Below are 21508 nucleotides of genomic sequence, written 5' to 3' on the forward strand. Positions count from 1 at the left end.
GGTGCGCGGCGACGTGAGCCCGGATAATTCCGACCGGTTCGGTCGGGATTCAACGGCTCGTCCACCATCTGGATGTGCGTTTCGCCATGTGGACGGTTGTCCGACATGGTCGGCGGGGCGCTTTTCCCTGGTCAGGCGTGCAAATCCGCCGTCACGGGTTGTCCCACGCATCTGCGCGGGTGACCAGATCATGGACGTGTGGTGGCAGGTCACCCGAGACGAGCCGCGCGAGCGTCACGGCGTCGAGCACGTCGCGCACGCTCGTGCGCAGCGCGACCCAGACGTCGAGCAACGCCGTCGCCGACCCGTCGTAGCTCAGGCTCGGCGGACGCGCGTCCCGCACGGTGACGAGCGGCCCGTCCACCGCCCGGACCACGTCGGCGAGCGTGATCTGGTCGGCCGGACGCGCCAACCGGTACCCGCCGCCGCGCCCCCGGGCGCTCACCACGACCCCGGCCCGACGCAGGTCTCCGAGGATCCGCTCGAGGAAGCTCGCGGGCAGACCCTGACCGGCCGCGAGCGCGTCGAGGCTCAGCGCGGCACCCGCACCACCGGCGGCCAGCTCGGCGCACGCCCGGACCGCGTAGTCCGCCTTCGCCGACACCCGCATGGGGCCGATCGTGCCAGAGGCCCGCGACGGCCGGGAGGCCCGGGCGGCTCAGGCCGGCCCTGGCGGGAATACCCTGGGGGGGTACCCTGTTGAGGAGGTCGACGCAGGACGCACCCCGGGAGGACCCGTGCACGGATACACCGACGCCAAGGACGACTACCTCAAGCGGCTCAGCCGCATCGAGGGGCAGGTCCGCGGCATCGCCCGCATGGTCGACCAGGACGTGTACTGCATCGACGTCCTCACCCAGATCGCGGCCGTGACCAAGGCCCTGCAGGCCGTGAGCATCGGCCTCGTCGAGGACCACCTCGGGCACTGCGTCGTCGACGCGGCCCGCAAGTCGCCCGAGGAGGGCGCCGAGAAGGTCCGTGAGGCGTCCGAGGCCATCGCCCGGCTCGTCCGCAGCTGACCGCACCACCCCCGACACCCAGCAGCACCCGACCACCAGGAGACACCCATGAGCCAGACCACCACCTTCGCCGTCGACGGCATGACCTGCGGCCACTGCGTCGGTTCGGTCACCTCCGAGCTGTCCGCCCTGCCCGGCGTCACCGACGTCAAGGTCGAGCTCGTCACCGGCGGGTCGTCACCGGTCGTCGTCACCAGCGACGCCCCGATCGCGGACGAGGCCCTGGCCGCCGCCGTCGTCGAGGCCGGGTACGCGATCACACCGCGCCGCTCGCTGCTCTGACCGCAGCACCCCGCGCGGCTCGACCGCCGCCGCACGGACGCATCGCACACCCGCTGGGAGCACCCATGAGCACCGACCACCTGCACCCGTCCGCCGCCTCGACGCCGGCCCTCCCCGTGGCACCCGTGGCGCCGCTGGTGACCGTGGACCTCGCCGTCGAGGGCATGACCTGCGCGTCGTGCGTGGCGCGGGTGGAGAAGAAGCTCAACCGGGTGCCGGGCGCGAGCGCCACGGTGAACCTGGCGCTGGAGTCCGCCCACGTGGAGCTGCGCGCGGCGGACGAGGCGGGCACCCCGGCCGATGCCGACGCCCTCGTCGCAGCGGTCCGCTCCGCCGGGTACGACGCGCGCGTGCTCAAGGTCGCCTCGCCCACGGGTCGCGCCGTCGGGGCCGACCCGCACACCGACCACACCGACCACGCGGCGCACGAAGCGCACGGCGCGCACGACGCGGTGGAGCACGCGCTGTCCGGCCACACCATGGCCCCCGGTCACGAGATGAGCGAGGACGAGGACACCTCCGCCCCGACGGACGCCCGCGGCACCGACCTGCGCCGGCGCCTGCGGGTCGCCACCGTGCTCAGCGTGCCCGTGCTGGCACTCTCGATGATCCCCGCGCTGCAGTTCGACGGCTGGCAGTGGGTCGTCGCGGCGCTCGCCCTGCCCGTGGCGACCTGGGCCGCCTGGCCGTTCCATCGTGCCGCCGCCAAGGCCGCCCGGCACGGGGCCTCGACGATGGACACGTTGGTGTCCATCGGCATCGTCGCCGCGACCGGCTGGTCGTTGTGGGCGCTGCTGCTCGGCGGTGCGGGCGAGATCGGGATGACCATGAGCCCGTCGCTGTGGCCGGCCGCCACGAGCGGGCACATGGAGGCCGTCCCGGAGCTGTACTTCGAGGTCGCCGCCATCGTCACGACGTTCCTGCTGGCAGGCCGCTACGCGGAGCACCGCTCCCGGCGTCGGGCTGGTGACGCCCTGCGGGCCCTGCTCGACCTGGGCGCCAAGGACGTCGCAGTCCTGGTCACCGGGCCGGACGGGGTGCGGACCGAGCAGCGCATGAGCGTCGACAGGCTCGCCGTGGGTGACCTGTTCGCGGTGCGCCCCGGCGAGAAGGTCGCCACCGACGGCGTCGTCGTCGAGGGCACCAGCGCCGTGGACACCTCGCTGCTCACGGGCGAACCCGTGCCCGTGGACGTCGGACCGGGCGACGACGTCACCGGCGCGACGATCAACGCCTCCGGGCACCTCGTGGTCCGCGCCACCCGCGTGGGCGAGGAGACCCGCCTGGCGCAGATCGGCCGGCTCGTCGCCGCGGCGCAGACCGGCAAGGCCCCGGTGCAGCGGCTGGCCGACCGCATCTCGGCCGTGTTCGTGCCCGTCGTGCTGGTGCTGGCCGCGGGGACCCTGGCGGTGTGGTTGCTGACCGGCGGGGGTGCGCAGGCAGCGTTCACCGCGGCCGTCGCCGTGCTGATCATCGCGTGCCCGTGCGCCCTGGGCCTGGCCACTCCCACCGCACTGCTGGTCGGCACCGGGCGCGGCGCGCAGCTCGGCATCCTCATCAAGGGCCCGGAGATCCTCGAGCAGACGCGCCGGGTCGACACGGTCGTGCTCGACAAGACCGGCACCGTCACCGAGGGCCGGATGGCGCTCGTCGACGTGCTCCCCGCCCCGGGCGAGGTGCGCGACGAGGTGCTCCGGTACGCCGGTGCGGTCGAGCGGCTCGCCGAGCACCCGATCGCCCGCGCGATCGCCGACGCCGCCGAGGCGGCGCACCCGACGCCCACCGGCGCGCAGGTCGGCGGTGACGGCGTCGTCATCGGCTCCGACCAGGTGCTCGACTTCCACGCCACGGCCGGCCACGGCGTCACCGGTGTCGTGCGGGCCGCCCACTCGGGCCTCGGCCTGTCCCACCGGGTGCTCGTGGGCCGCCCGGCCTGGCTGGCGGAGCAGCACGTCGGCACCGAGGCCGTGCGGGCGCAGTTCGACGCAGCCGAGGCCGACGGCGCCACAGCCGTGGTCGTCGCGTGGGACGGCGTCGCCCGCGGCGTGCTCGTGCTGCGCGACCCGGTCAAGGCGACCTCCGCCCGGGCAGTCGACGAGCTGCGGTCCCTCGGGCTGCGCCCGGTGCTGCTCACCGGCGACAACCCGGGTGCGGCACGGGCCGCGGCCCGGCTGGTCGGCGTCGCCGACGAGGACGTCATCGCGCAGGTGCTGCCCGCCGACAAGGTGCACGTCGTCGAGCGGTTGCAGGCCGGCGGGGCACGCGTCGCGATGGTCGGCGACGGGGTGAACGACGCCGCCGCCCTGGCCACCGCCGACCTGGGCCTGGCCATGGGCACCGGCACCGACGTGGCCATCGAGGCCTCCGACGTGACGCTCGTACGCGGTGACCTGCGCTCGGCCGGTCAGGCCATCCGACTCTCCCGCCGCACGTTGACGGTGATCAAGCAGAATCTCTTCTGGGCGTTCGCGTACAACGTGGCCGCCATCCCGCTGGCGGCGACCGGGCTGCTCAACCCGATGATCGCGGGGGCCGCGATGGCGTTCTCCTCGGTGCTCGTGGTGACCAACTCGCTCCGCCTGCGCCGCTTCGCCTGAGCCTTCCGGCGTCCGCCCAGGCAGGCCACCTACGCTGCCCCCATGACGCACCCGGCCCCGACAGCGCCGCCGCCCGGGGCACGTGCCGTCCGGCGGCGGCTGACGACCGAGATCTGGATCGTGCTCGGGCTGTCGCTGGGCAAGTCCGGTGTGTACGCCGTGGTCAACATCGTCGCGCGCCTCACCGCCGGCACGCCCCTGGGCGAGCAGAGCACGACGCTCAACCCGAGCTACTCGCCGCGACCGCTGCTCGACCTGACCTACCAGCTGCTGGCGATCGCGTTCGCCCTGATGCCCGTGGCACTGGCGCTGTACCTGCTGTCCGCGAACGGCCGGTCCGCGGTGCGCCGCCTCGGCCTGGACGGACGACGCCCCTGGAAGGACCTGCTGACGGGCGTCGGCCTCGCCGCGCTCATCGGCATCCCCGGGCTGGGCCTGTACGCGGTCGGGCGGATGCTCGGCATCACCGTCGAGGTGCAAGCCGCCGGCCTCGACGCGGTGTGGTGGACCGTCCCCGTGCTCGTCCTGTCGGCGCTGCAGAACGCGCTGCTCGAGGAGGTCGTCGCCGTCGGATACCTGATGGAGCGGCTGCGCGAGCTGCAGTGGAGCGCACCGGCGATCGTCGTGACCAGCGCGCTGCTGCGCGGCTCGTACCACCTGTACCAGGGGTGGGGGGCGTTCCTGGGCAACGCGGTCATGGGTGTGGTGTTCGCCGAGTACTACCGGCGACGCCGCCGCGTCATGCCGCTGGTCGTCGCGCACACGCTCATGGACGTCGTGGTGTTCGTCGGCTACGCGCTGATCCCGGCGGACGTGCGCGGCGCGCTGGGCCTCAGCTGAACCGGCGCGCCGCGCACCGAGCTACAGCTCGACGACCCGTGCCGAGGCCTGGTCGAGCTGCCTGGTCACCGACCGGGTCGCGAAACCGCTGACCACCAGCACGATGCCCGCCACCAGGGCGAACAGGCCGTAAAGGATCGCGATGACCGACACCGTGGTCTGCGGGTGCATCACGGCGACCAGGCCGATGAGGAACCCGATCAGCCCGAAGGTCAGCGCGAACGTCCAGCCGGGGTCCCCCGCGTGGTGCAGCACGAACGCCCCGACGATCGCGACCAGGCCGATCAGCATCACCCAGAACGCCAGCACGTAGAACACGACGGTCGCGGTGGGTGCCGGCCACACCATCAGCAGCACACCGAACGCGATGCCGACCAGACCCTGCACGAACCGCCACCGCGCGGCCGGGTCGTGCCGGTACGCGATCCCCTGGGCGAGAGCCAGCAGACCGTCGAGCACCGCGAACGCACCGAACAGCCACACGAGCGCGGTGACCGTGCTCAACGGGTCGATCAGCAGCAGCAGACCCAGGGCGATCAGCAGGGCGCCGCGCACCACGGCGATCCACCACAACCGGTGCAGCGTGTCCGACATGGAACCACCCCCCTCGCGGGCCACCGGGCAGGGCCCCTGCCTCTGCGGTCGTCCCGTCGCGACCACGCTAGACCTGGGCGTTCGTCCGCGCCGTTCGGGGGACACACGGCACGGACTCACGTCCGGCGGGACACCCCGGCGGACCGCACTGCCTAGACTCGCCGGTATGCCCGGCCCGTCGACGCACCCCGACAGCGTGGTCGCGACGACCCGCTCGGTGGTGGACGACGTGACGATCGACGACGTCCCCACCGAACGTGTGCACCACCCGGGCGACATCCTGGCGGCCACGATCGCGGGGCTCGGCGTCGTGCTGGCCATGGTGCTGGCGACCTACGCGCAGAACACCACCACCGGTGTCGCCGAGGACGTGCAGGGCTTCTCGACCGCGCTGCGCCGGCTGCTCGTGATCCCCGTGTCCGCGCTGGAGTCGTTCGTCACGCTCATCGTCCCGCTCGCGGTGCTCACCGAGCTGGCGGTGCGCAGGCTCGGCCGCCAGCTGCTGGAGGCCCTCGCCGCGGCCACGGGTGCCGTGGTGCTGAACAGCGCGATCGTCCTGCTGGTCGAGCGGTTCGGCTCCGACGAGCTCATCCAAGGTCTGTCGGTGCGGATCGGCGGCGAGTGGCAGCTGTCGATCCCGGGGTACGTGGCGCTGCTCGCCGGTCTGCTGACCGCCGCCGGGCCCCGCGGACGACGCCGCACCGTCGCCTGGTCGTGGAACCTGGTGTGGGTCGCCACGGGCGTCCTGGTGATCACCGGGCAGGGGTCGTTGCCCGGGATCGCCGTGGCCCTGCTCGTGGGGCGCATCGCCGGCGAGGCCACGCGGTACCTGTCCGGGGTGCGCTCCGAGCGCGCCTACGGCGAGAGCCTGGTCGCCGGTGTGCGACGTGCCGGGTTCGAGCCCGCCCAGCTGAGCCGGGTGCCCGACAGCACGACCGGCGACGCCGTCCTCCCACCGGCGGGTCCGGCTGCGCTCGCGCTGACGCGCTCCACGGACCACCGCCTCTACGCCCTGAGCACGCAGGAGCACGAGCGGCTCGACCTGGTCGTCATCGACGGCGACCGTCAGGTGGTCGGCATGCTCAGCCGGTTCTGGCGGTCGCTGCGCCTGCGCGGCATCGAGGGCCGCTCGGTGGTGTCCCTGCGGCAGGCCGCCGAACGCTCGGCCCTGCTCGCGTACGCGGCCCGTGCCGCCGGGGTCCGGACACCGCAGCTGCTGAGCGTCGCCGAGGCCGAGGACTCGATGCTGCTGGTGCAGGAGCGCCCCGGCAACGCGGTGCCGCTCGCCGACCTCGAGCCGGACCAGATCACCGACGCCGTGCTGCACGAGGTGTGGGAGCAGCTGCAGCTCGCGCACGCCGCCGGCATCGCGCACCGCAACCTGACCAGCGACGTCGTGCTCGTGGACCACCTGCTGGACCAGCCGATGGTGTGGCTCACCGGGTGGGAGCTCGGGGACGTCGCGTCGTCCGAGCTGGCCCGCCGGATGGACGTCGCCCAGGTGCTGGCCCTGCTCGCGCTGCGGGTGGGCGCCCCCCGTGCCATGGAGTCGGCCGTCGCCGTGCTGGACGACGAGACGATCTCGGCGATCGGTCCCCTGCTGCAGACGATCACCATGCCGCGGCTGACCCGCGACGAGATGCGGACCCATCGCACCGTGCTGCCCGAGCTGCGCACGGCGCTGGTGGCCCGGCTGCCCGAGGCCGATGTGCAGCCGCAGCAGCTGGTGCGATTCGGCACGCGCACGATCCTCACCGTCCTGCTCACCGTGGTCGCGCTCTTCGCGATCTTCACCACGATCAACGTCACCACCATCAGCGAGGCGCTGCAGAGCAGCGACTGGCGCTGGTCCATCGTGGCGTTCGGGCTCGGGCTCCTCACGCTCGTCGGGGCCGCGCTCGCCCTGGTCGCCTTCGCACCCGTGCGGATCTCGCTGTGGCGGGCGACCGTCGCCCAGACCGCCGCCACGTTCGTCGCGCTGGCCGCACCGGCAGGGGTCGGACCCGCCGCGCTGAACCTGCGGGTGCTCACCCGCCGTGGCGTCTCCGGCACGCTCGCCGCAGCCACCGTCGCCCTGGTGCAGGTCAGCCAGTTCGTGGTGACGCTGCTGCTGCTCCTCGTCCTGTCGCTCGTCTCGGGCGACAACGAGTCGGCTCTGCCGGTCTCACCGCTGATCCTCATCGTCATCGGGGCGCTCGCCGCGCTCGTGGGCGTCGCGCTGCTCATCCCCTCCGTCCGGCGCTGGGTGCTGGCCAAGACCATGCCCACCGTGCGGCAGACGTGGCCGCGACTCATCGAGGTGCTCGGCCAACCCTCACGCCTGCTGCTCGGCATGGGCGGCAACCTGCTGATGACGCTCGGCTACATCCTGGCGTTCGACGCGGCGCTGCTGGCGTTCGGCCAGGACGTCAGCCTGATCCAGGTCGCCGTCGTCTACCTGGCCGGGTCCACCGCGGGGTCGCTGGTGCCCGTGCCCGGCGGTGTCGGTGCCACCGAGCTGGCCCTCGCCTCGGCGCTGACCTCGTTGGCCGGTGTCAGCCCGGCGATCGCGACCTCGGCCGCGGTGCTGTTCCGCGTCATGACGTACTGGCTGCGGATCCCGCTCGGCTGGGTCGCCATGCGGTACATGCAGCGCACCGGCGACCTGTGACGTCGTGCCCGTGACGCACGGGTCCGTGTGCGGTGCCCGGACAGACGACGACCCGGCACCCGCACGGGCACCGGGTCGTCACCCGAGGTGATCGGGACAGGCCCTCAGGCCGCGAGCGCCTTCGACTTGAGCGTCGCGAACTCCTCCGGTGTGATCGCGCCCGCATCGAGCAGCGACTTCGCATCGGCGATCTGGTCGGTCGGCGACTTGTGCGCCACCTCGCGGATGTAGGACTCGGTGTCGACCCGGGCCCGCTGCGCGGCGTGCACCTGCCGCTCGGCCATGCTGTTCCCGCGGGCGATGACGTAGATCAGCGCGGTGATGAACGGTGCGAAGACCAGGAAGATGATCCAGACCGCCTTCCACCACCCGCTGAGGTCCTTGTCGCGGAACAGGTCCCCGACGATCTGGAACAGCACGATCAGGTAGGCGAAGAACAAGAACCAGTAGACGAGAAGCCAGAACCAGCTCCAGAAACTGTCCATGGGACCCCCTCAGCGACTCTGCCCCGCCGCCGGTGGGCGGGTTGACAATCCGGACGCTAGACCGACTAGGCCCTTCGCGCCCGCTGAGCGGCCCATATGCCTTGGTCAGACGCAGAAGGACCGCCACCCACGCGGGGTGACGGTCCTTCTGGAGGTCGGGTCTGCCGGCCCTGCGCTCAGGCGGCGAGGTGCTCGCGCTGTGCGGGGACGAACTCCACCTGGCTCTGCCGGGCGGCGAACCGCGCCCACGCCTGCACACGTGCAGGGGGAAGAGGTGCGACGGCGTCGCTGGTGGGACGGGGGGTGGGCTGTTCGAAGGAGAACCCTCGCTGCTCCATGGCGTGTCCTGTCTGTTCGGTAGCCCGGCTGACCCTGAGGGCCCCGTGGCTTTGCGTCCCCTCCTCGCGGAGGGTTTGCCGTTTCGTTGACAACTCAGACATTAGAGCACCGCGAGACCTGGTGAACAGCGTTCACATCGAGATATTTCGGGCACTCGACCGAATTCACCCGCTGACCTGGTACGCGACGCGCGGGGCTGTGCCAGGAAACACCCGTTCGGAGTACACCCGGCATCGCCCGTCCGGCACGAAAGGGCCGGTCAGGGCTCCGTGTCGCCGTCGTGAGACACCTCGTCGTGCAGCAGCGGTGCCGTGCGACGCGCCGGGTCGAACCCGGACTTGTCGGCATAGAACGCCCGGACGGCGTCCATGTCGGAGCGGACGTCGCCGGTGATCGGCACCGTCGGACCCAGCCCGGCCGTCATCGTGGTCCGGTCGACGTAGCCGAGCACGACCGGCAGGCCGGTGGCCTGGGCGATCCGGTAGAACCCGGACTTCCAGTACGTGCCCGCCGACCGTGTGCCCTCGGGCGTCACCACCAGGTAGAAGAACTCCCCGGCCCTGATCCGCGCCACCAGGTCGTCGACCAGACCCGCCGGGTTGCGCCGGTCCACGGGGATGCCGCCGAGCGCCCGCATGAACGGCCCCGCCGGCCCCCGGAACAAGGTGTGCTTGCCGAGCCACCGCACCGGCAGCCCCGCCTCCGCGGTGATGGCCAGCATCAGGATGAAGTCCCAGTTGGACGTGTGCGGGGCACCGATCAGGATGCCCGCGCCGTCCTGCGGGACCCGGGTGGTCTTCAGCGTCCACCGGCTCAGCCGCCAGTAGGCACGGGCCACGGCCCGTCGGATGGGCCTGCGCCTGGTCACCGTCACGTCGTGGACCGTACTCAGTGCTCGAACGGGGCGTCCAACCAGACGCGCTCGGGGGGCAGCAACGCCTCCAGCTCCGGCCACAGGGACTCGGGCAGCTCGACCGAGGCCGCCTCGACCGTCGCGGCCACCCGTTCGGGGCGGCTCAGACCGACCACCGTGGAGCTCACCTGCGGGTCGCGCAACGAGAACTGCAGCGCCGCCGTCGCCAGGTCGGTGTGGTGCGCCTGGCAGATCAGGTGCATCGCGTCGACCCGGTCCAGGATCTCGGGCGCCGCCGCCTGGTACGCGTACGACGCGGACGTGCCGGGTGCGGCCGCGAGGATGCCCCCGCCGTACACCGCCGCGTTCAGCACCCCCATCCCCCGGCGCACCGCCTCGGCGATCAGCGGACCCGCGCTGCGGTCGAGCAACGTCCACCGGTTGTGCACCAGCAGCACGTCGAACACGCCCAGGTCGACGTACCGGGCCATCTCCTGCACCGGCCCGCCCGCGATGCCGATCGCGCCGATCTCGCCGGACTCCCGCAGCGCGACCAGCTGCTCGACGGCACCACCGGGACCGGCGATCTCCTCGAAGTCGAACGACTCCGGGTCGTGCAGCTGCACCAGCGGCAGGTGGTCGAGCCCGAGCCGCTCCCGGGACTCCGCGACCGACGCCCGCACGCGAGCAGCGGAGTAGTCACGCCCGTGCGGGTCGACCTTCGTCGCCACGACCACGCCCTCCGGAAGCCCGCCCGCGCGACGCAACGCCTCGCCGATGCGCCGCTCCGACTCGCCGTCGCCGTACCCGTTGGCGGTGTCGATCAGGCTGATCGGGCTGCGCAGCACCGCCAGCACCGTGTTGACCGCACGCTCACGCGGCACGTCGTAGCCGTACAGCCACGGCAGGCCTGCGAGCGGGCTGCCACCCGCTGCCACCACGGAGACCCGCAGGCCCGTCGCACCCAGTGGGCGGGTCCAGGAGTCGTCGTCCGACGTCATGGGCCCATCCTGCCCCCGGCAGGGCGGACCGGCTGGGCGGACCGGCTGGGCGGACCGGTTCAGCCGCGAGGCGCGAACAGCCCGTGCGGGTCGACCCGTCGGCGCACCGCCGCGAGCCGCCGGGCGACGTCCGGCGCCCACACACCAGCCGCGACCCCGGCGAAGTTCGGATTGACCTCGGGCATGCGCCACGGGTCGAGCGACCGCAGAATCGTCTCGGCCACGTCCGGCATCGCGTCGAACGACGCCGGGTCCTGGCCTACCAGCAGCGCCGTGTACCGGGCTCCGCGGCCCGCGACGGCAGACCCTTCCGGGACGTCGACCTCGGTCGCCCCGGCCACGTGCCGCAGCTGCACCCCGCCGAACGGGTGCGACGCGCCCGGTCCGACGTGCGCGAGCCACGCCTCCGCCAGGGCGTCGTCAGCCTCGCGGAGCATGGTGCCACGCACCCAGGTCGGCCCCGGATCCATCGACTCTCCGTGCATCTCCGCCAGGTCGGTCAGGGGCATCGGCGCGAGCGTGTCGGCCAGCGTCGGGGCGAGCGCCCGCAACGGAGCCACCGCACGCTCACCCTCGGCGGCCCCACCGGGGTAGGTCACGAGCAGCAGCGCGAGCTTGCGGGCGTCGGGGTGCGAGCGGATCGCACGCTCCTCGCCCCGGTGCACGATCGTCAGGTTCGTGGTGACCTCCGGCGGGGCCTGCCGTGTCCACGCCAACCACCCGCGCACCACGGCCGGCACGTGCTCCTCGGCGAAAGCCAGGTAGCCGCCGTACAGCGCCGGCACCCGTGCGAGCCGCAGCCGCAGGTCCGTCACCACACCCAACCCGTGCTTGCCGCCCCGCAACGCCCACAGCAGCTCGGCGTCACCCGCCGGCCCCGCCTCCACCAGGTCACCCGTGCCCGTCACGACCGTGCACCGCTCGACGTGGTCCGAGCTGAACCCGTGGGAGCGCGCGAACGGACCCAGCCCGCCACCCAGCAGGTACCCCACGACGCCGACGGACGGATCGGTGGCGGCGATCGGGACGAGACCGAGCGGTGCAGCGGCGTCGATCACGTCGGCCCAGCGGGCCCCCGCCCCGATGGTCGCGGTCCCCGCCACCCGGTCCACCCGCACCTGGTCGAGCCGCCACGTGGTGATCAGCAGGCCGGACGCCACCGGCGCGCGCGTGCCGTGCCCCGTGCCCTGGACGGCCACGGGCATACCGTGCGCGTGCGCCCACCGGACCGCCGCGACGACATCGGCCGCCGTCGCCGCGCCGACCACGACATCCGGCGTGTGCGCGATCGTCGCGTCGAAGCCCGCCACCTCACCGGCCAGTCGCGGGTCGACCGCCGACATCACGGGGCCGACCACCTGCGAGTCGAGTTCGGTGAGCATGTCGCTCCTGCGGTCGGGCGGCGGGACTCGGTCCCGGGTGGTCGTGCACCCGGGGCACGTCGTCCTCCGCGAGCCCCCCGGTCGCGCGACCACTGTGGCACCTGCGGCGGCCGGCCGGGGGGTGTTCTAGGGTGGAAACTCCCCTGTCGAGGTCTCAGTGGACGGCGGTGAAGACACCGTCCGGGTCGACACGGCGGCGGACGGCCGCCAGGCGTGTCTCGGTCCCGCGCGGCCACACCGCCGACGCCGCCCCGGCGAAGTTCGGGTTCAGCTCCTCGACGGTCCACGGCGCGAGCGCGTCGAAGACCGACCGGGCCGCCCCGGGCATCGCGTCGAACAGCGGCGGGGCGACACCGACCAGAGCCGCCGTGTAGTGCGCCGGACGTCCCGCGACGGCCGATCCCTCGGCCAGTTCGCGCGACGTCGCCCCCGCCACGTGCCGCAGCTCCGCGCCCGCGAACGGGTGCGTCGTCCCAGGCCCGACCTGCGCCAGCCAGGCGTCCGCGAGCGCGTCGTCCGCCTCGCCGAGCATGACCCCCTGCACCCAGCTGGCACCGGGGTCGGTCGGGTCGCCGTGGATGGCCGCCACGTCCGTCAACGCCATCGGTCCGACGGTGTCGGACACGACGGGAGCGAGTGCACGCAACGGGGCGGCGAGGCGCTCCCCCGCATCCGCGTCACCGGGGAACGCGAGGTGCAGGATGGCCAGGCGCGTGCCGCGCAGGTGCGGCGGAACCAGGTCCACGTCGGGGAAGTGCATCACCACCACGCTGGTGGTGACCGCGGCGTCGGCGCCCCGGGTCCACGCGAGCCACCCGCGCACCACCGCGGGGATGTGCTCCTCGGCGAAGGTCAGGTTGCCGGCGTACAGGGCGGGGACGGAGGCCAGCCGCACGCGCGCCTGCGTGACGACACCCAGGCCGTGCTTGCCGCCACGCAGAGCCCACAGCAGCTCGGCGTCACCGTCGGCGCTCGCCTCGACGACCTCACCGGTGCCGGTGACGACCGTGGCCGCCTCGAGGCGGTCCGAGCTGTACCCGTGGCTGCGCGCCAACGGGCCCAGCCCACCTCCGAGCAGGTAGCCGATCACGCCGACGCTGGGCGAGGAACCGGAGATGGGCGCCAGACCGTACGGCGCGGCAGCGTCGATGACCTGCGACCAGCGCACGCCCGCACCCACGGTGACCGTGGGTGACGCGGCATCGAGCTCGACCTGGTCGAGCCGGGAGGTGGTGATGAGCACACCCTCGCCGATCGACTCGTGCGCGCCGTGACCCGTGCTCTGCACCGCGACGGGCAGGCCGTGCGAGCGGGCGTAGCGGACGGCCTCGACCACGTCCGTGGTGCTCGTGGCGCCGACGACGACGTCGGGTGCGTGCTGGAACGCCGTGTTGAAACCGGCGACCTCCTCGGCGAAACCCGGGTCGGCGGCGGTGAGGACAGGTCCCGCGACGAGCGCGGAGAGTGCGTGGGACATGGATGCTCCGTGGGGGTGTGCGACTGCCCGGCGATACCTCGCCTGCTGCGTGCCGGGGTGGCCACCCGCATGCAGCGCGCCCCCCGACGCCCATCCACTGTGGCACCGGGGGCCGACATCGGCCGACCGTTTTGCCCCGGTTTCACCCGGGGGAACCGGGGTGCGTCGCGGCTCCGCGCCGACCGTCGGGGCCGACCGCGCAGGTCGCACGCTGGAATGCCTGCGATGCGCAGCCGGACAGCGCTACCGTGCACACATATCGATGATCGATAGCCCCGGAGGTTCGATGAGTGCCGTCCCGCACGTCCGCACGGCCCGTCGGATCCGGGGACTCGCCGGATGGCTCGTCGCCCTCGGGGCGATCGCCGCCCTCTGGGGACTCGTGTACACCGCGAACGCCGCAACGCAGGCGCGCGCCACGGTTCGCGTTCCGGTGGCCGTCGTCGACACCGTGCAGGGCACCAGCGGGTGGGGTGACGTGCACGTCGAGGTGGACGGCGTGCAGGTGCCCGACGGCTGGCTCAGCGGCGCCCGACCGGCCGGCCTCTACCCCCAGGGCGTCGACGGTCGCCTGACGCTCGCCGCGTGGGGGTCGACCCGCACCGAGCAGGTGCTCAGCCGTGCCGACTGGCTCGTCACCGGCCTCGGCCTGCTCGCCGGAGCCGCACTGCTGCACCCCCTGCTGATCGACGTGGCCACCGGGCGACCGTTCGCCCAGGGCAACGCCCGGCGGCTCACCGCACTGGCCGGCGTCGTGGCGGGCACCGGCACGCTCGCGCCGCTGCTCCCGGTGGAGGCTGCCAGGCTGGTGCTCACCCGGACCGGGCTGGACAGCAACCCGGCACTGACCCCCGGGTCGGGCTTCACGCCCGTCCCCCTGCTCGTCGGGGCACTCGTGCTGGTGCTCGCCGTGGCGTTCCGTGCCGGCGAGCAGCTCACCCGCGACACCGACGGCCTCGTGTGAACCCCGCCCCCGACGACGACCTGCACCGCGTCGTCTGCCACCTCGACGAGCTCCTGGCACGCCGCGGACTCACGCTCGTCGACCTCGCCGCCCGTGCGGGCATCACCGTGGCCAACCTCTCGGTGCTGAAGAACGGCCGCGCCCGCGCCGTCAGGTTCAGCACCCTGACAGCCCTGTGCGACGCCCTCGACTGCAGCCCCGGCGAGCTGTTCACCATCAGCCGACCCGCCCCGAGGACACGCCCGTGAGCACGTTCGAGTCCGGTCGGCCCGAGACGCAGATGAGGACTACGTGCTGACATCCACGCTCGTCGAGGTCATCGCCCGCCGCGGCGCCTGACGCTGCACCGCCAGCACCGTGGCGGCGCCGATCATCGCCGTGGCCACCACCGTCGGCCAGGCCAGGCCCACGGCACCGGCCAGGTCGAGCGCCATCGCGGTTAGCATCTGCCCGCCGACGACCGCCAACGTCAGGACGAACGTGCCCAGGTGCGCCACCGCCCACGCCGCCGCGATGGTGATCACGGCACCCAACGGCCCACCCAGGTACACGTACCATGACGAGGCGAGGTCGGGCAGCACGACACCGTCCAGCCGACCGGCCGCGGCCGCCGCACCGAGCAGCACCGTGATGCCGGCCGTGCCGCCCGCCGCCGAGGTCAGGCCCGCGACCACGGGGTCGCCCACCACGGCCGTCACGGCCCCGTTGCCAGCCTGCTGCACCACCAGCACCGCACCGCTGACGAACAGACCCAGACCGACGACGATGCTGGTCACGGCTCCGCCCTCGACGCTGCCCGACCCGCCGAGCACCGCCACCGCCAGGCCCACCACGGCCGTCAGACCGGCAGCGACCCGGCGACCCGTCAACCGGATCGGCTCGGGCACACCCACGCCGCGGGCGTCCAGGCCCAGGCTGGCGACCGTCTGCCCGGCCACCGCCGACACGGAGGCCAGCGCCACGCCGACGAGCGGGATGCCGGCCGCCATGCCGAGCACGATCGGGATACCGCACAGGCCGACCACGAACCACCACCAGCGCGCGTCCCGACGCAGCGCCTGCGTGGTGCGGCGCGACCGCCCGCGCACCACCAGGATCAGCACGGTGGTGACGAGCGTGCCCACGTACGAGAACCAGCCCGCCACCAGCGATCCTGCACCCGCCTGCGCGAGCTGCCCGTTGAGCTGGCCCTGCGCCGCGATGACCCCGCCGCTGACCGCCGCGACGATCGCCGCGGGGACGACCAGCGAGCGGCCCGGGCGGCTCATCTGCGCACCGGGCCGGTCGGAAGGCCGGTCGTCGTCGCCATGCTCACAGGTACCTCCGTCGTCGGGTCGGGCGGCCCCATCCTCCCCTGCCGGCCGCGCGAGCCATCCCCGTCAGGTCAGCGACCGGGCCAGGCGCAGGCCCACGTCGTCGATCCGGAGGGTCGGGTGGCTGCGTCGGGGCGCGGGGCGCTGCATGAGCACCACGGCGAAACCCGGAAGGTCACTCACCCCGACCGGCTCGAACCCCCACGAGCGGTACAACGCGTCCAAGGTGGGGTTCGACTCGCGATGGTCGAGCCGCACCCACGGCAACCCCTCCTGCACCGCCACCTCGGCGGCCCACTCCACCAGCGCCCGACCCAGGCCCGTGCCCGACGCGCGCCGGTCCACCATCAGCCCGTGCACGTACACCGCCGGCGCGTCGGCATCGCCCCAGTACTCCGAGTCGCTACGGACGACCCGCACCGTAGCGACCACGCCCTGCGCTTCGCGGACCACCCACCACTGCCCGTCGGCCACCTGGGCGGCCACCCGCTCACGCGGCAGCGACCCGACCGGCCACTGCTCGATGCCGTGGTCGGCCATCCAGTCCTCGAGCGAGCGACGCAACCCGTGGATCGCAGGGACGTCCGCCGGGCCGGCGAGCTGCGGCACGACCAACCGGCTCAGAGCGGCACCACCGCAGCCACCGCACTGACCTCGATCAACGCCCCAGGCACGCCCAAGCCGACGACGCGCGCCGCGGTGACCAGCGGCGGCGCACCGGCCACAGCACCGGCCTGCGCCAGTCGCGGGGCGATCGCGCCGTACGCCGCCCCGAGGTCCGCGTCGGCCACCACGAGCACCGACCACTGCACGACGTCCGCCAACGAGGCACCCGCGGCCGCGAGCGCGACGCTCGCGTTCTCGACGGCCCGGACCGCCTGCTCCGCGACATCGTCCGACACGAGCGCGCCGGTGGCGTCGACCCCGTTCTGGCCGCCGAGGTAGATGGTCGTCGCCCCCGCAGGCACGACGGCGACATGACTGAACGCCGGGCTCACCACGAGCCCGTCCGGCTGCATGCGCGTGATCTCCATGCCCACCACCGTCCCACGCACCCCCGACACAGACACGTCGACCGGGCTCGCGTCCCCGGGCACGATCTGGGCATGCACCTGCGCCCGGCGACCCCAGCTGACCGTGCGCCCGACCCCCTGCGCCACACCTTCGGAGGTGCCGGTTCCGCCGTGGTTGGCTTCCCTCATGCCTGACGCCACCTGCCCCGACGGGTACGAGTTCTCGGCCGACCCGTCGCGCCTGGACCCGGCCTGGGTGCACGCCGCCCTGGTCGAGCACGCGTACTGGGCGGCGGGCCGCTCCCGTGCCACGCAGGATGCCGCCATCGCCGCCTCGCGCAACTACGGGGTGTACGTGACCGGCACCGGTGAGCAGGTCGCGTACGCCCGGGTCGTGACCGACGGTGTCACCTTCGGCTGGCTGGCCGACGTGCTGGTGGACCCTGCGCACCGCGGGCGCGGGCTGGGGCGCGCACTGGTGGCCGGCATCCTCGGCGAGCTGGACCCGGTGGGCCTCAGGCGCGTCCTGCTGCGGGCGTCACCCGACGGCAGGTCCCTGTACGAGCAGCTCGGATGGGTGCCGGTGAGCGAGCCGCACACGTGGATGGAGCGGCGACCGGCCCAGGCGGGCTGACCCCGCCCAGACGAGCGCTCAGGTCTCGCACGCGGGCGTGTCGAGCGTGTCGGCGATCGTCGGTCCGCCGTCGTCTCCCACAGTCTCCGGCACCCACTCCGCGCACCCCGCGCGGCCGACCGCGCTAGCAGCGCCCACACGGCCGCCTGGGCGCCAGCACCTAGGCGCCGAGATCCCGCACTTCACCCGGCTCATACGCTCCAGCGCGCCGTCGATCGGACAGGTATCACCCGCACACGCGGGATGACCGCCCAGAAAGAAGCCCCGAAGGGAGCGTCAGCGATGACAACCTCGATGGACCTGCTCGAGCCCACGTTGCTGCTCTCCCGGCGCGAGGTCGTCGTCCTGTCCCACCTCGACCGCTACGAGACCCTCGAGCAGATCGCCACGGAGCTGTTCGTCACCCGCAACACGGTGAAGACCCAGGTGCGCAGCATCTACCGCAAGCTCGGTGTCTCGACCCGCGCCGAGGCCGTCGCCCACGGTCGCCGCGCCGGCCTGATCGTCGACTGACCGGTTGGGCCGCCGTTCAGCGGGTGGTGAAGGTGCCACCCGCTGACGTGCTGCCCTCGGCCCCGGGGACACCGAACGCCGTCCACCGGCCCTCCGACACCACCTGCGTCGAGCCGTCGGCGACGACGATGCCCGTCTGCTCGTCGATGGCGTAGGCGGGACCGTCGATCTCGGCGGCCCACCGTTGCGCGCGCTCCAGGGTGTTCGTCGGGAACGCGTCCAGGTGCGGGAAGATCGAGAAGTCCACCACCCCCAGGGTGTGGTCGTCCGGTGCCGAGGGCCACGCGACGAAGTCCGACCCGATCCGCGGTGTCATCACCATGCTCCCGGCACTCACCCCGACCCAGACCGTGTCGGGCAGCGACGGCAGCAGGTCGGCCAGCCCCGACTCGCGCATCCAGTGGCACAGGTACGTGGCGTCACCGCCGTCGACCAGGAGCACGTCGGCCTCCTGCACCCACGGGATCCAGCGGTCCGCGCCGATGGTGGGCAACGCCGTGAGCTCAAGGACACCGAGCGACGCCCACCCCAGGCCCGTGAGGTGCTCGGAGTCGTCGCCTGCGGCGATCACGCCTCGCACCGATGCCGGTCCACACATCGGGTGGCCCCACTGCGCGGTCGGGACGACCAGGGCGTTGGACTCGGCGATCGGTCTGCCGAGGAGGCCCACGAGCGCCGAGCGGATGCTCGGGTTCGTGACACCACCAGACGTGAGAAGGAGTTTCACCGTGCTCCCGAGGTCGTACCGGTGAGGTAGTCGCCCATTCTGGAACGCCCGGAACCCGCGCGCCGCTCAGGCCTGCATGTCCACGAAGCGCGAGTAGTGCCCCTGGAACGCGACCGTGATCGTGTCCGTCGGGCCGTTTCGGTGCTTGGCCACGATCAGATCTGCCTCACCGGCGCGAGGAGATTCCTTTTCATAGGCATCTTCGCGGTGAAGAAGAATCACCATATCCGCATCCTGTTCGATGCTGCCCGATTCACGCAGGTCGCTCATCTGCGGCTTCTTGTCCGTGCGCTGCTCGGGGCCACGGTTCAGCTGCGAGATGGCGATGACCGGCACCTCGAGTTCCTTCGCCATGAGCTTGAGCGCGCGGGAGAACTCCGAGACCTCCTGCTGGCGGGACTCGACACGCTTCCCGGAGCTCATCAGCTGGAGGTAGTCGATGACGACGATCTTCAGGTCGTGACGCTGCTTGAGCCGGCGGCACTTGGCCCGGATCTCCATGAGCGACATGTTCGGCGAGTCGTCGATGAACAGCGGCGCCTCGGAGATCTTGCCCATGGTCGCGGCGAGCTTCTGCCAGTCGTCCTCGCCCATCTGTCCGGTGCGCAACTTCTGCAGGTGCACGCGCGCCTCGGCGGACAGCAGACGCATGGTGATCTCGTTGCGGCTCATCTCGAGCGAGAACACCACGGCCGTCATGCCGTGCTTGATGGCAGCCGACCGCACGATGTCGATACCGAGCGTCGAGTTGTGCGTGGGCACCATCGACTCGCTCGCCAGGTACAGGTGGGACTGGTTGTCGATCTCGACGCAGCGCACCGGTACCGACTCGATGCGCTCGACTGCGACGACGAACCGCTGGTGCAGACGCGGGGTCGACGGACGCCGACGCTCCTTGTGCACCAGGCGCTTGCGCTCGAGGGCGAAGACGTCGTCGTCGGTCGTGAAGGTGATCGTGTACGCGACGGAGGACTCGACGTTCCGGCCTCGCACAGGCCGGGTCGACAGGCCACTGCGGTACCCCAAGGAGTGCACCAGCTCGCGCGTGTCGAGCGCGAGACGGTGGTTGGTGAACGTGAGCTGCGGGCTGCCGGTCGGGTTCACGGTCCCGTCGGTGTCGAGCAGGCCCGCGAGCAGCTCACGCCGCTGCGTCTCACTCCCCCGCAGGTACTCCGCGGGAATGTGCTTGTCGCCCAACACCCCGAGCGTGCGCAGCCGTCCCTGCACCGTCCCGTGCGCGCTGTGGCACTCCTGGCAACGACGCAGACCGGAGGAGGGTCGGCCGCAGTCCGGGCACGTCGGCGGCACCGTGAGGCCCGGCGCGACCGCCTTGGCGCGCCCCCCGCACGAGCGCCCGCAGGTGCGGACCTGGATGCGGGCCGGGGTGAACTCAGTGCCGCACACGTCGCACAGTCGGCTCTTCGCCGGTGCCTCGTCGGGCAGGCGGAGCGTGTAGAGGCGTGCAGCGCCAGAGGTGGTCGAGGCGGCCTCGGAGAGCACGACGTCGAGGCCGCGCCCCTCGATCCGCATGGCGATCTCCGGGTCCGCGCTGGTGAACCGTGCCGAGCCGGAGTGCCCGTCACCGAGCCAGACGCCGAGCGCGTACGGGTCGAGCGGGAGGCCCGCGTCGGGCAACCGCAGCGGCGACGCGGTCTCGACCGAGTGGTTGGCCCGCGCGTCCGCCGTGCGACACCGCAGCGTCGCGGCGATCTCCTCGGTGGTCCGGATCGCGGCAGGAGCACCGGCACCACGTCGTTCGGTGCGCGTCCGCGTGGCCCACTCGTGCAGGGCGTCGGCAACGATCTGCGTCCCGTCGTCGAACGTCACGCGGTAGCAGGGGCGGTCGAGCAGCACCTCGGTGGCGGCGACGACGGTGGTCGGTGTGCCGTCGGCCGCGATGAGCTGGTCGCCGACGCGGACCTCACCCATCGTGGTCCAGCCGGTGGGCGTCGGCAGGGGTGTGTCGAGCGCGAGGGCCTTGCCGATGGCCGGACGCGCGGCCACGACGATCATCTGCCCCGGGTGCAGCCCGTTGGTCAGCCGGTCGAGGTCGGAGAACCCGGTCGGCACGCCGATCATGCCTTCGCCGCGGTGGCCTGCGGCTTCGATCTCGTCGACGGCGCCGCCGATGATCTCGCTGAGTGGCAGGTAGTCCTCGGACGCGCGCCGTTCGGTGACGGCGTACACCTCGGCCTGGGCGTTGTTGACGATCTCGTCGACGTCGCCGCCGTCGGTGCCGTAGCCGAGCTGCACGATGCGGGTGCCGGCCTCGACGAGCTTGCGCAGGATGGACCGCTCGCGCACGATCCGCGCGTAGTAGCCGGCGTTGGCGGCGGTGGGCACGGACGAGATGAGCGTGTGCAGGTACGGCGCTCCGCCGATGCGGCCGATCTCGCCGCGCTTGGTGAGCTCGTCGGCCACCGTGATGGCGTCGGCGGGCTCGCCCCGGCCGTACAGGTCGAGGATCGCGTCATAGACGACCTCGTGCGCGGGGCGGTAGAAGTCGGTTCCGCGCAGCTGCTCGATGACGTCGGCGATGGCGTCCTTCGAGATCATCATGCCGCCGAGCACGGAGCGTTCCGCGTCGAGGTCCTGCGGCGGGGTGCGGTCGTAGGCGGCGTTGCCGCCGCGGTCGGAGGACGGAGGCATCCCGTACTCGAGGTCCTCGATGGTCACCGTCTGCCCGTCCTTGCTCTGTTCCGCGCTCGAACGTCTGTTCTACCCTGCGGCACCGACACCCTCAGCCCCGGCGTGCACGCGCCACGGAACCTGGTCGACACGCGAGGGTAGGCGCGGCGCCGGGCCAGCCACAAACGACGGGATCA

The 21508-nt window shown here is 72.7% G+C and carries 22 protein-coding genes and 1 riboswitch; of the genes, 9 read left to right on the top strand and 13 right to left on the bottom strand.

Going from position 1 to position 21508, the window contains the following annotated elements; translation table 11 throughout:
• Positions 1–151: 151 nt before the first annotated feature.
• Positions 152–610: an RrF2 family transcriptional regulator gene (locus tag ACTHAM_RS01140; protein ID WP_440683901.1), complete on the bottom strand. Its 459-nt coding sequence runs from the start codon at positions 608–610 to the stop codon at positions 152–154.
• Between the two features lie 127 nt (positions 611–737).
• Here ACTHAM_RS01140 and ACTHAM_RS01145 point away from each other — a divergent pair, with 127 nt between their 5' ends.
• From ACTHAM_RS01145 to ACTHAM_RS01160, 4 genes are all read left to right on the top strand, one after another.
• On the top strand, positions 738–1019 hold the full coding sequence (locus ACTHAM_RS01145) for a metal-sensitive transcriptional regulator (RefSeq protein ID WP_440683902.1): 282 nt from the start codon (positions 738–740) through the stop codon (positions 1017–1019).
• Between the two features lie 48 nt (positions 1020–1067).
• Positions 1068–1301, top strand: coding sequence for a heavy-metal-associated domain-containing protein (locus ACTHAM_RS01150; protein ID WP_440683904.1), 234 nt, complete (start codon positions 1068–1070; stop codon positions 1299–1301).
• 65 nt (positions 1302–1366) lie between these two features.
• Positions 1367–3898 carry a heavy metal translocating P-type ATPase gene (locus ACTHAM_RS01155; RefSeq protein WP_440683906.1) on the top strand — a complete coding sequence of 844 codons (2532 nt, stop codon included), beginning with the start codon at positions 1367–1369 and terminating at the stop codon, positions 3896–3898.
• Between the two features lie 42 nt (positions 3899–3940).
• Positions 3941–4738, top strand: a complete 798-nt coding sequence (locus ACTHAM_RS01160; RefSeq protein ID WP_440683908.1) for a CPBP family intramembrane glutamic endopeptidase — start codon at positions 3941–3943, stop codon at positions 4736–4738.
• A 21-nt stretch (positions 4739–4759) separates the two neighbouring features.
• Here ACTHAM_RS01160 and ACTHAM_RS01165 read toward each other — a convergent pair whose 3' ends face one another.
• Complete coding sequence (locus ACTHAM_RS01165) at positions 4760–5332, bottom strand: HdeD family acid-resistance protein (RefSeq protein ID WP_440683910.1); 573 nt, start codon at positions 5330–5332, stop codon at positions 4760–4762.
• A 166-nt stretch (positions 5333–5498) separates the two neighbouring features.
• On the opposite strand from ACTHAM_RS01165, the gene ACTHAM_RS01170 reads away from it, so the two are divergent.
• Positions 5499–7982, top strand: coding sequence for a flippase-like domain-containing protein (locus ACTHAM_RS01170; RefSeq protein WP_440683912.1), 2484 nt, complete (start codon positions 5499–5501; stop codon positions 7980–7982).
• Between the two features lie 104 nt (positions 7983–8086).
• Here the strand turns inward: ACTHAM_RS01170 and ACTHAM_RS01175 are convergent, their stop codons facing one another.
• The 6 genes from ACTHAM_RS01175 to ACTHAM_RS01200 all read right to left on the bottom strand — a co-directional run bounded on the left by ACTHAM_RS01175 (position 8087) and on the right by ACTHAM_RS01200 (position 13519).
• Complete coding sequence (locus ACTHAM_RS01175; protein ID WP_440683914.1) at positions 8087–8467, bottom strand: SHOCT domain-containing protein; 381 nt, start codon at positions 8465–8467, stop codon at positions 8087–8089.
• Between the two features lie 176 nt (positions 8468–8643).
• Complete coding sequence (locus ACTHAM_RS01180; RefSeq protein ID WP_440683916.1) at positions 8644–8805, bottom strand: hypothetical protein; 162 nt, start codon at positions 8803–8805, stop codon at positions 8644–8646.
• Between the two features lie 15 nt (positions 8806–8820).
• Positions 8821–8895, bottom strand: a riboswitch (cyclic di-GMP riboswitch).
• A gap of 170 nt (positions 8896–9065) precedes the next feature.
• On the bottom strand, positions 9066–9680 hold the full coding sequence (locus tag ACTHAM_RS01185) for a 1-acyl-sn-glycerol-3-phosphate acyltransferase (protein ID WP_440683918.1): 615 nt from the start codon (positions 9678–9680) through the stop codon (positions 9066–9068).
• Positions 9681–9694: 14 nt separating this feature from the next.
• Positions 9695–10660: an aldo/keto reductase gene (locus ACTHAM_RS01190; protein ID WP_440683920.1), complete on the bottom strand. Its 966-nt coding sequence runs from the start codon at positions 10658–10660 to the stop codon at positions 9695–9697.
• Positions 10661–10719: 59 nt separating this feature from the next.
• On the bottom strand, positions 10720–12042 hold the full coding sequence (locus ACTHAM_RS01195) for an FAD-binding oxidoreductase (protein WP_440683922.1): 1323 nt from the start codon (positions 12040–12042) through the stop codon (positions 10720–10722).
• A gap of 154 nt (positions 12043–12196) precedes the next feature.
• Positions 12197–13519, bottom strand: a complete 1323-nt coding sequence (locus ACTHAM_RS01200; RefSeq protein ID WP_440683924.1) for an FAD-binding oxidoreductase — start codon at positions 13517–13519, stop codon at positions 12197–12199.
• 286 nt (positions 13520–13805) lie between these two features.
• On the opposite strand from ACTHAM_RS01200, the gene ACTHAM_RS01205 reads away from it, so the two are divergent.
• Both ACTHAM_RS01205 and ACTHAM_RS01210 read left to right on the top strand, forming a co-directional pair.
• Entirely contained in the window at positions 13806–14483 is a 678-nt protein-coding gene (locus tag ACTHAM_RS01205; protein ID WP_440683926.1) for a hypothetical protein, read from the top strand.
• The gene (locus ACTHAM_RS01210; protein ID WP_440683928.1) at positions 14480–14731 is read left to right on the top strand and encodes a helix-turn-helix domain-containing protein; all 252 of its coding nucleotides are present in this window, start codon (positions 14480–14482) and stop codon (positions 14729–14731) included. Before ACTHAM_RS01205 ends, ACTHAM_RS01210 begins: the two co-directional genes overlap by 4 nt.
• A gap of 39 nt (positions 14732–14770) precedes the next feature.
• Here the strand turns inward: ACTHAM_RS01210 and ACTHAM_RS01215 are convergent, their stop codons facing one another.
• From ACTHAM_RS01215 to ACTHAM_RS01225, 3 genes are all read right to left on the bottom strand, one after another.
• The gene (locus tag ACTHAM_RS01215; RefSeq protein ID WP_440683930.1) at positions 14771–15751 is read right to left on the bottom strand and encodes a DMT family transporter; all 981 of its coding nucleotides are present in this window, start codon (positions 15749–15751) and stop codon (positions 14771–14773) included.
• Between the two features lie 111 nt (positions 15752–15862).
• On the bottom strand, positions 15863–16405 hold the full coding sequence (locus tag ACTHAM_RS01220; RefSeq protein ID WP_440683932.1) for an N-acetyltransferase family protein: 543 nt from the start codon (positions 16403–16405) through the stop codon (positions 15863–15865).
• 11 nt (positions 16406–16416) lie between these two features.
• Positions 16417–16998, bottom strand: a complete 582-nt coding sequence (locus tag ACTHAM_RS01225; RefSeq protein ID WP_440683934.1) for a RidA family protein — start codon at positions 16996–16998, stop codon at positions 16417–16419.
• On the opposite strand from ACTHAM_RS01225, the gene ACTHAM_RS01230 reads away from it, so the two are divergent.
• Both ACTHAM_RS01230 and ACTHAM_RS01235 read left to right on the top strand, forming a co-directional pair.
• Positions 16997–17443 carry a GNAT family N-acetyltransferase gene (locus ACTHAM_RS01230; RefSeq protein ID WP_440683936.1) on the top strand — a complete coding sequence of 149 codons (447 nt, stop codon included), beginning with the start codon at positions 16997–16999 and terminating at the stop codon, positions 17441–17443. The genes ACTHAM_RS01225 and ACTHAM_RS01230 overlap by 2 nt on opposite strands.
• 282 nt (positions 17444–17725) lie before the next feature.
• Entirely contained in the window at positions 17726–17956 is a 231-nt protein-coding gene (locus ACTHAM_RS01235) for a LuxR C-terminal-related transcriptional regulator (protein ID WP_440683938.1), read from the top strand.
• 16 nt (positions 17957–17972) lie between these two features.
• On the opposite strand, the gene ACTHAM_RS01240 is transcribed toward ACTHAM_RS01235, so the two are convergent.
• Both ACTHAM_RS01240 and dnaB read right to left on the bottom strand, forming a co-directional pair.
• Positions 17973–18683 carry a Type 1 glutamine amidotransferase-like domain-containing protein gene (locus ACTHAM_RS01240; RefSeq protein WP_440683940.1) on the bottom strand — a complete coding sequence of 237 codons (711 nt, stop codon included), beginning with the start codon at positions 18681–18683 and terminating at the stop codon, positions 17973–17975.
• 66 nt (positions 18684–18749) lie between these two features.
• On the bottom strand, positions 18750–21359 hold the full coding sequence (gene dnaB / locus ACTHAM_RS01245) for a replicative DNA helicase (RefSeq protein ID WP_440683942.1): 2610 nt from the start codon (positions 21357–21359) through the stop codon (positions 18750–18752).
• Between the last annotated feature and the right edge of the window lie 149 nt (positions 21360–21508).

Source organism: Cellulomonas soli (genome assembly GCF_052036975.1).
Classification (GTDB): Bacteria; Actinomycetota; Actinomycetes; order Actinomycetales; family Cellulomonadaceae; genus Cellulomonas; species Cellulomonas soli_A.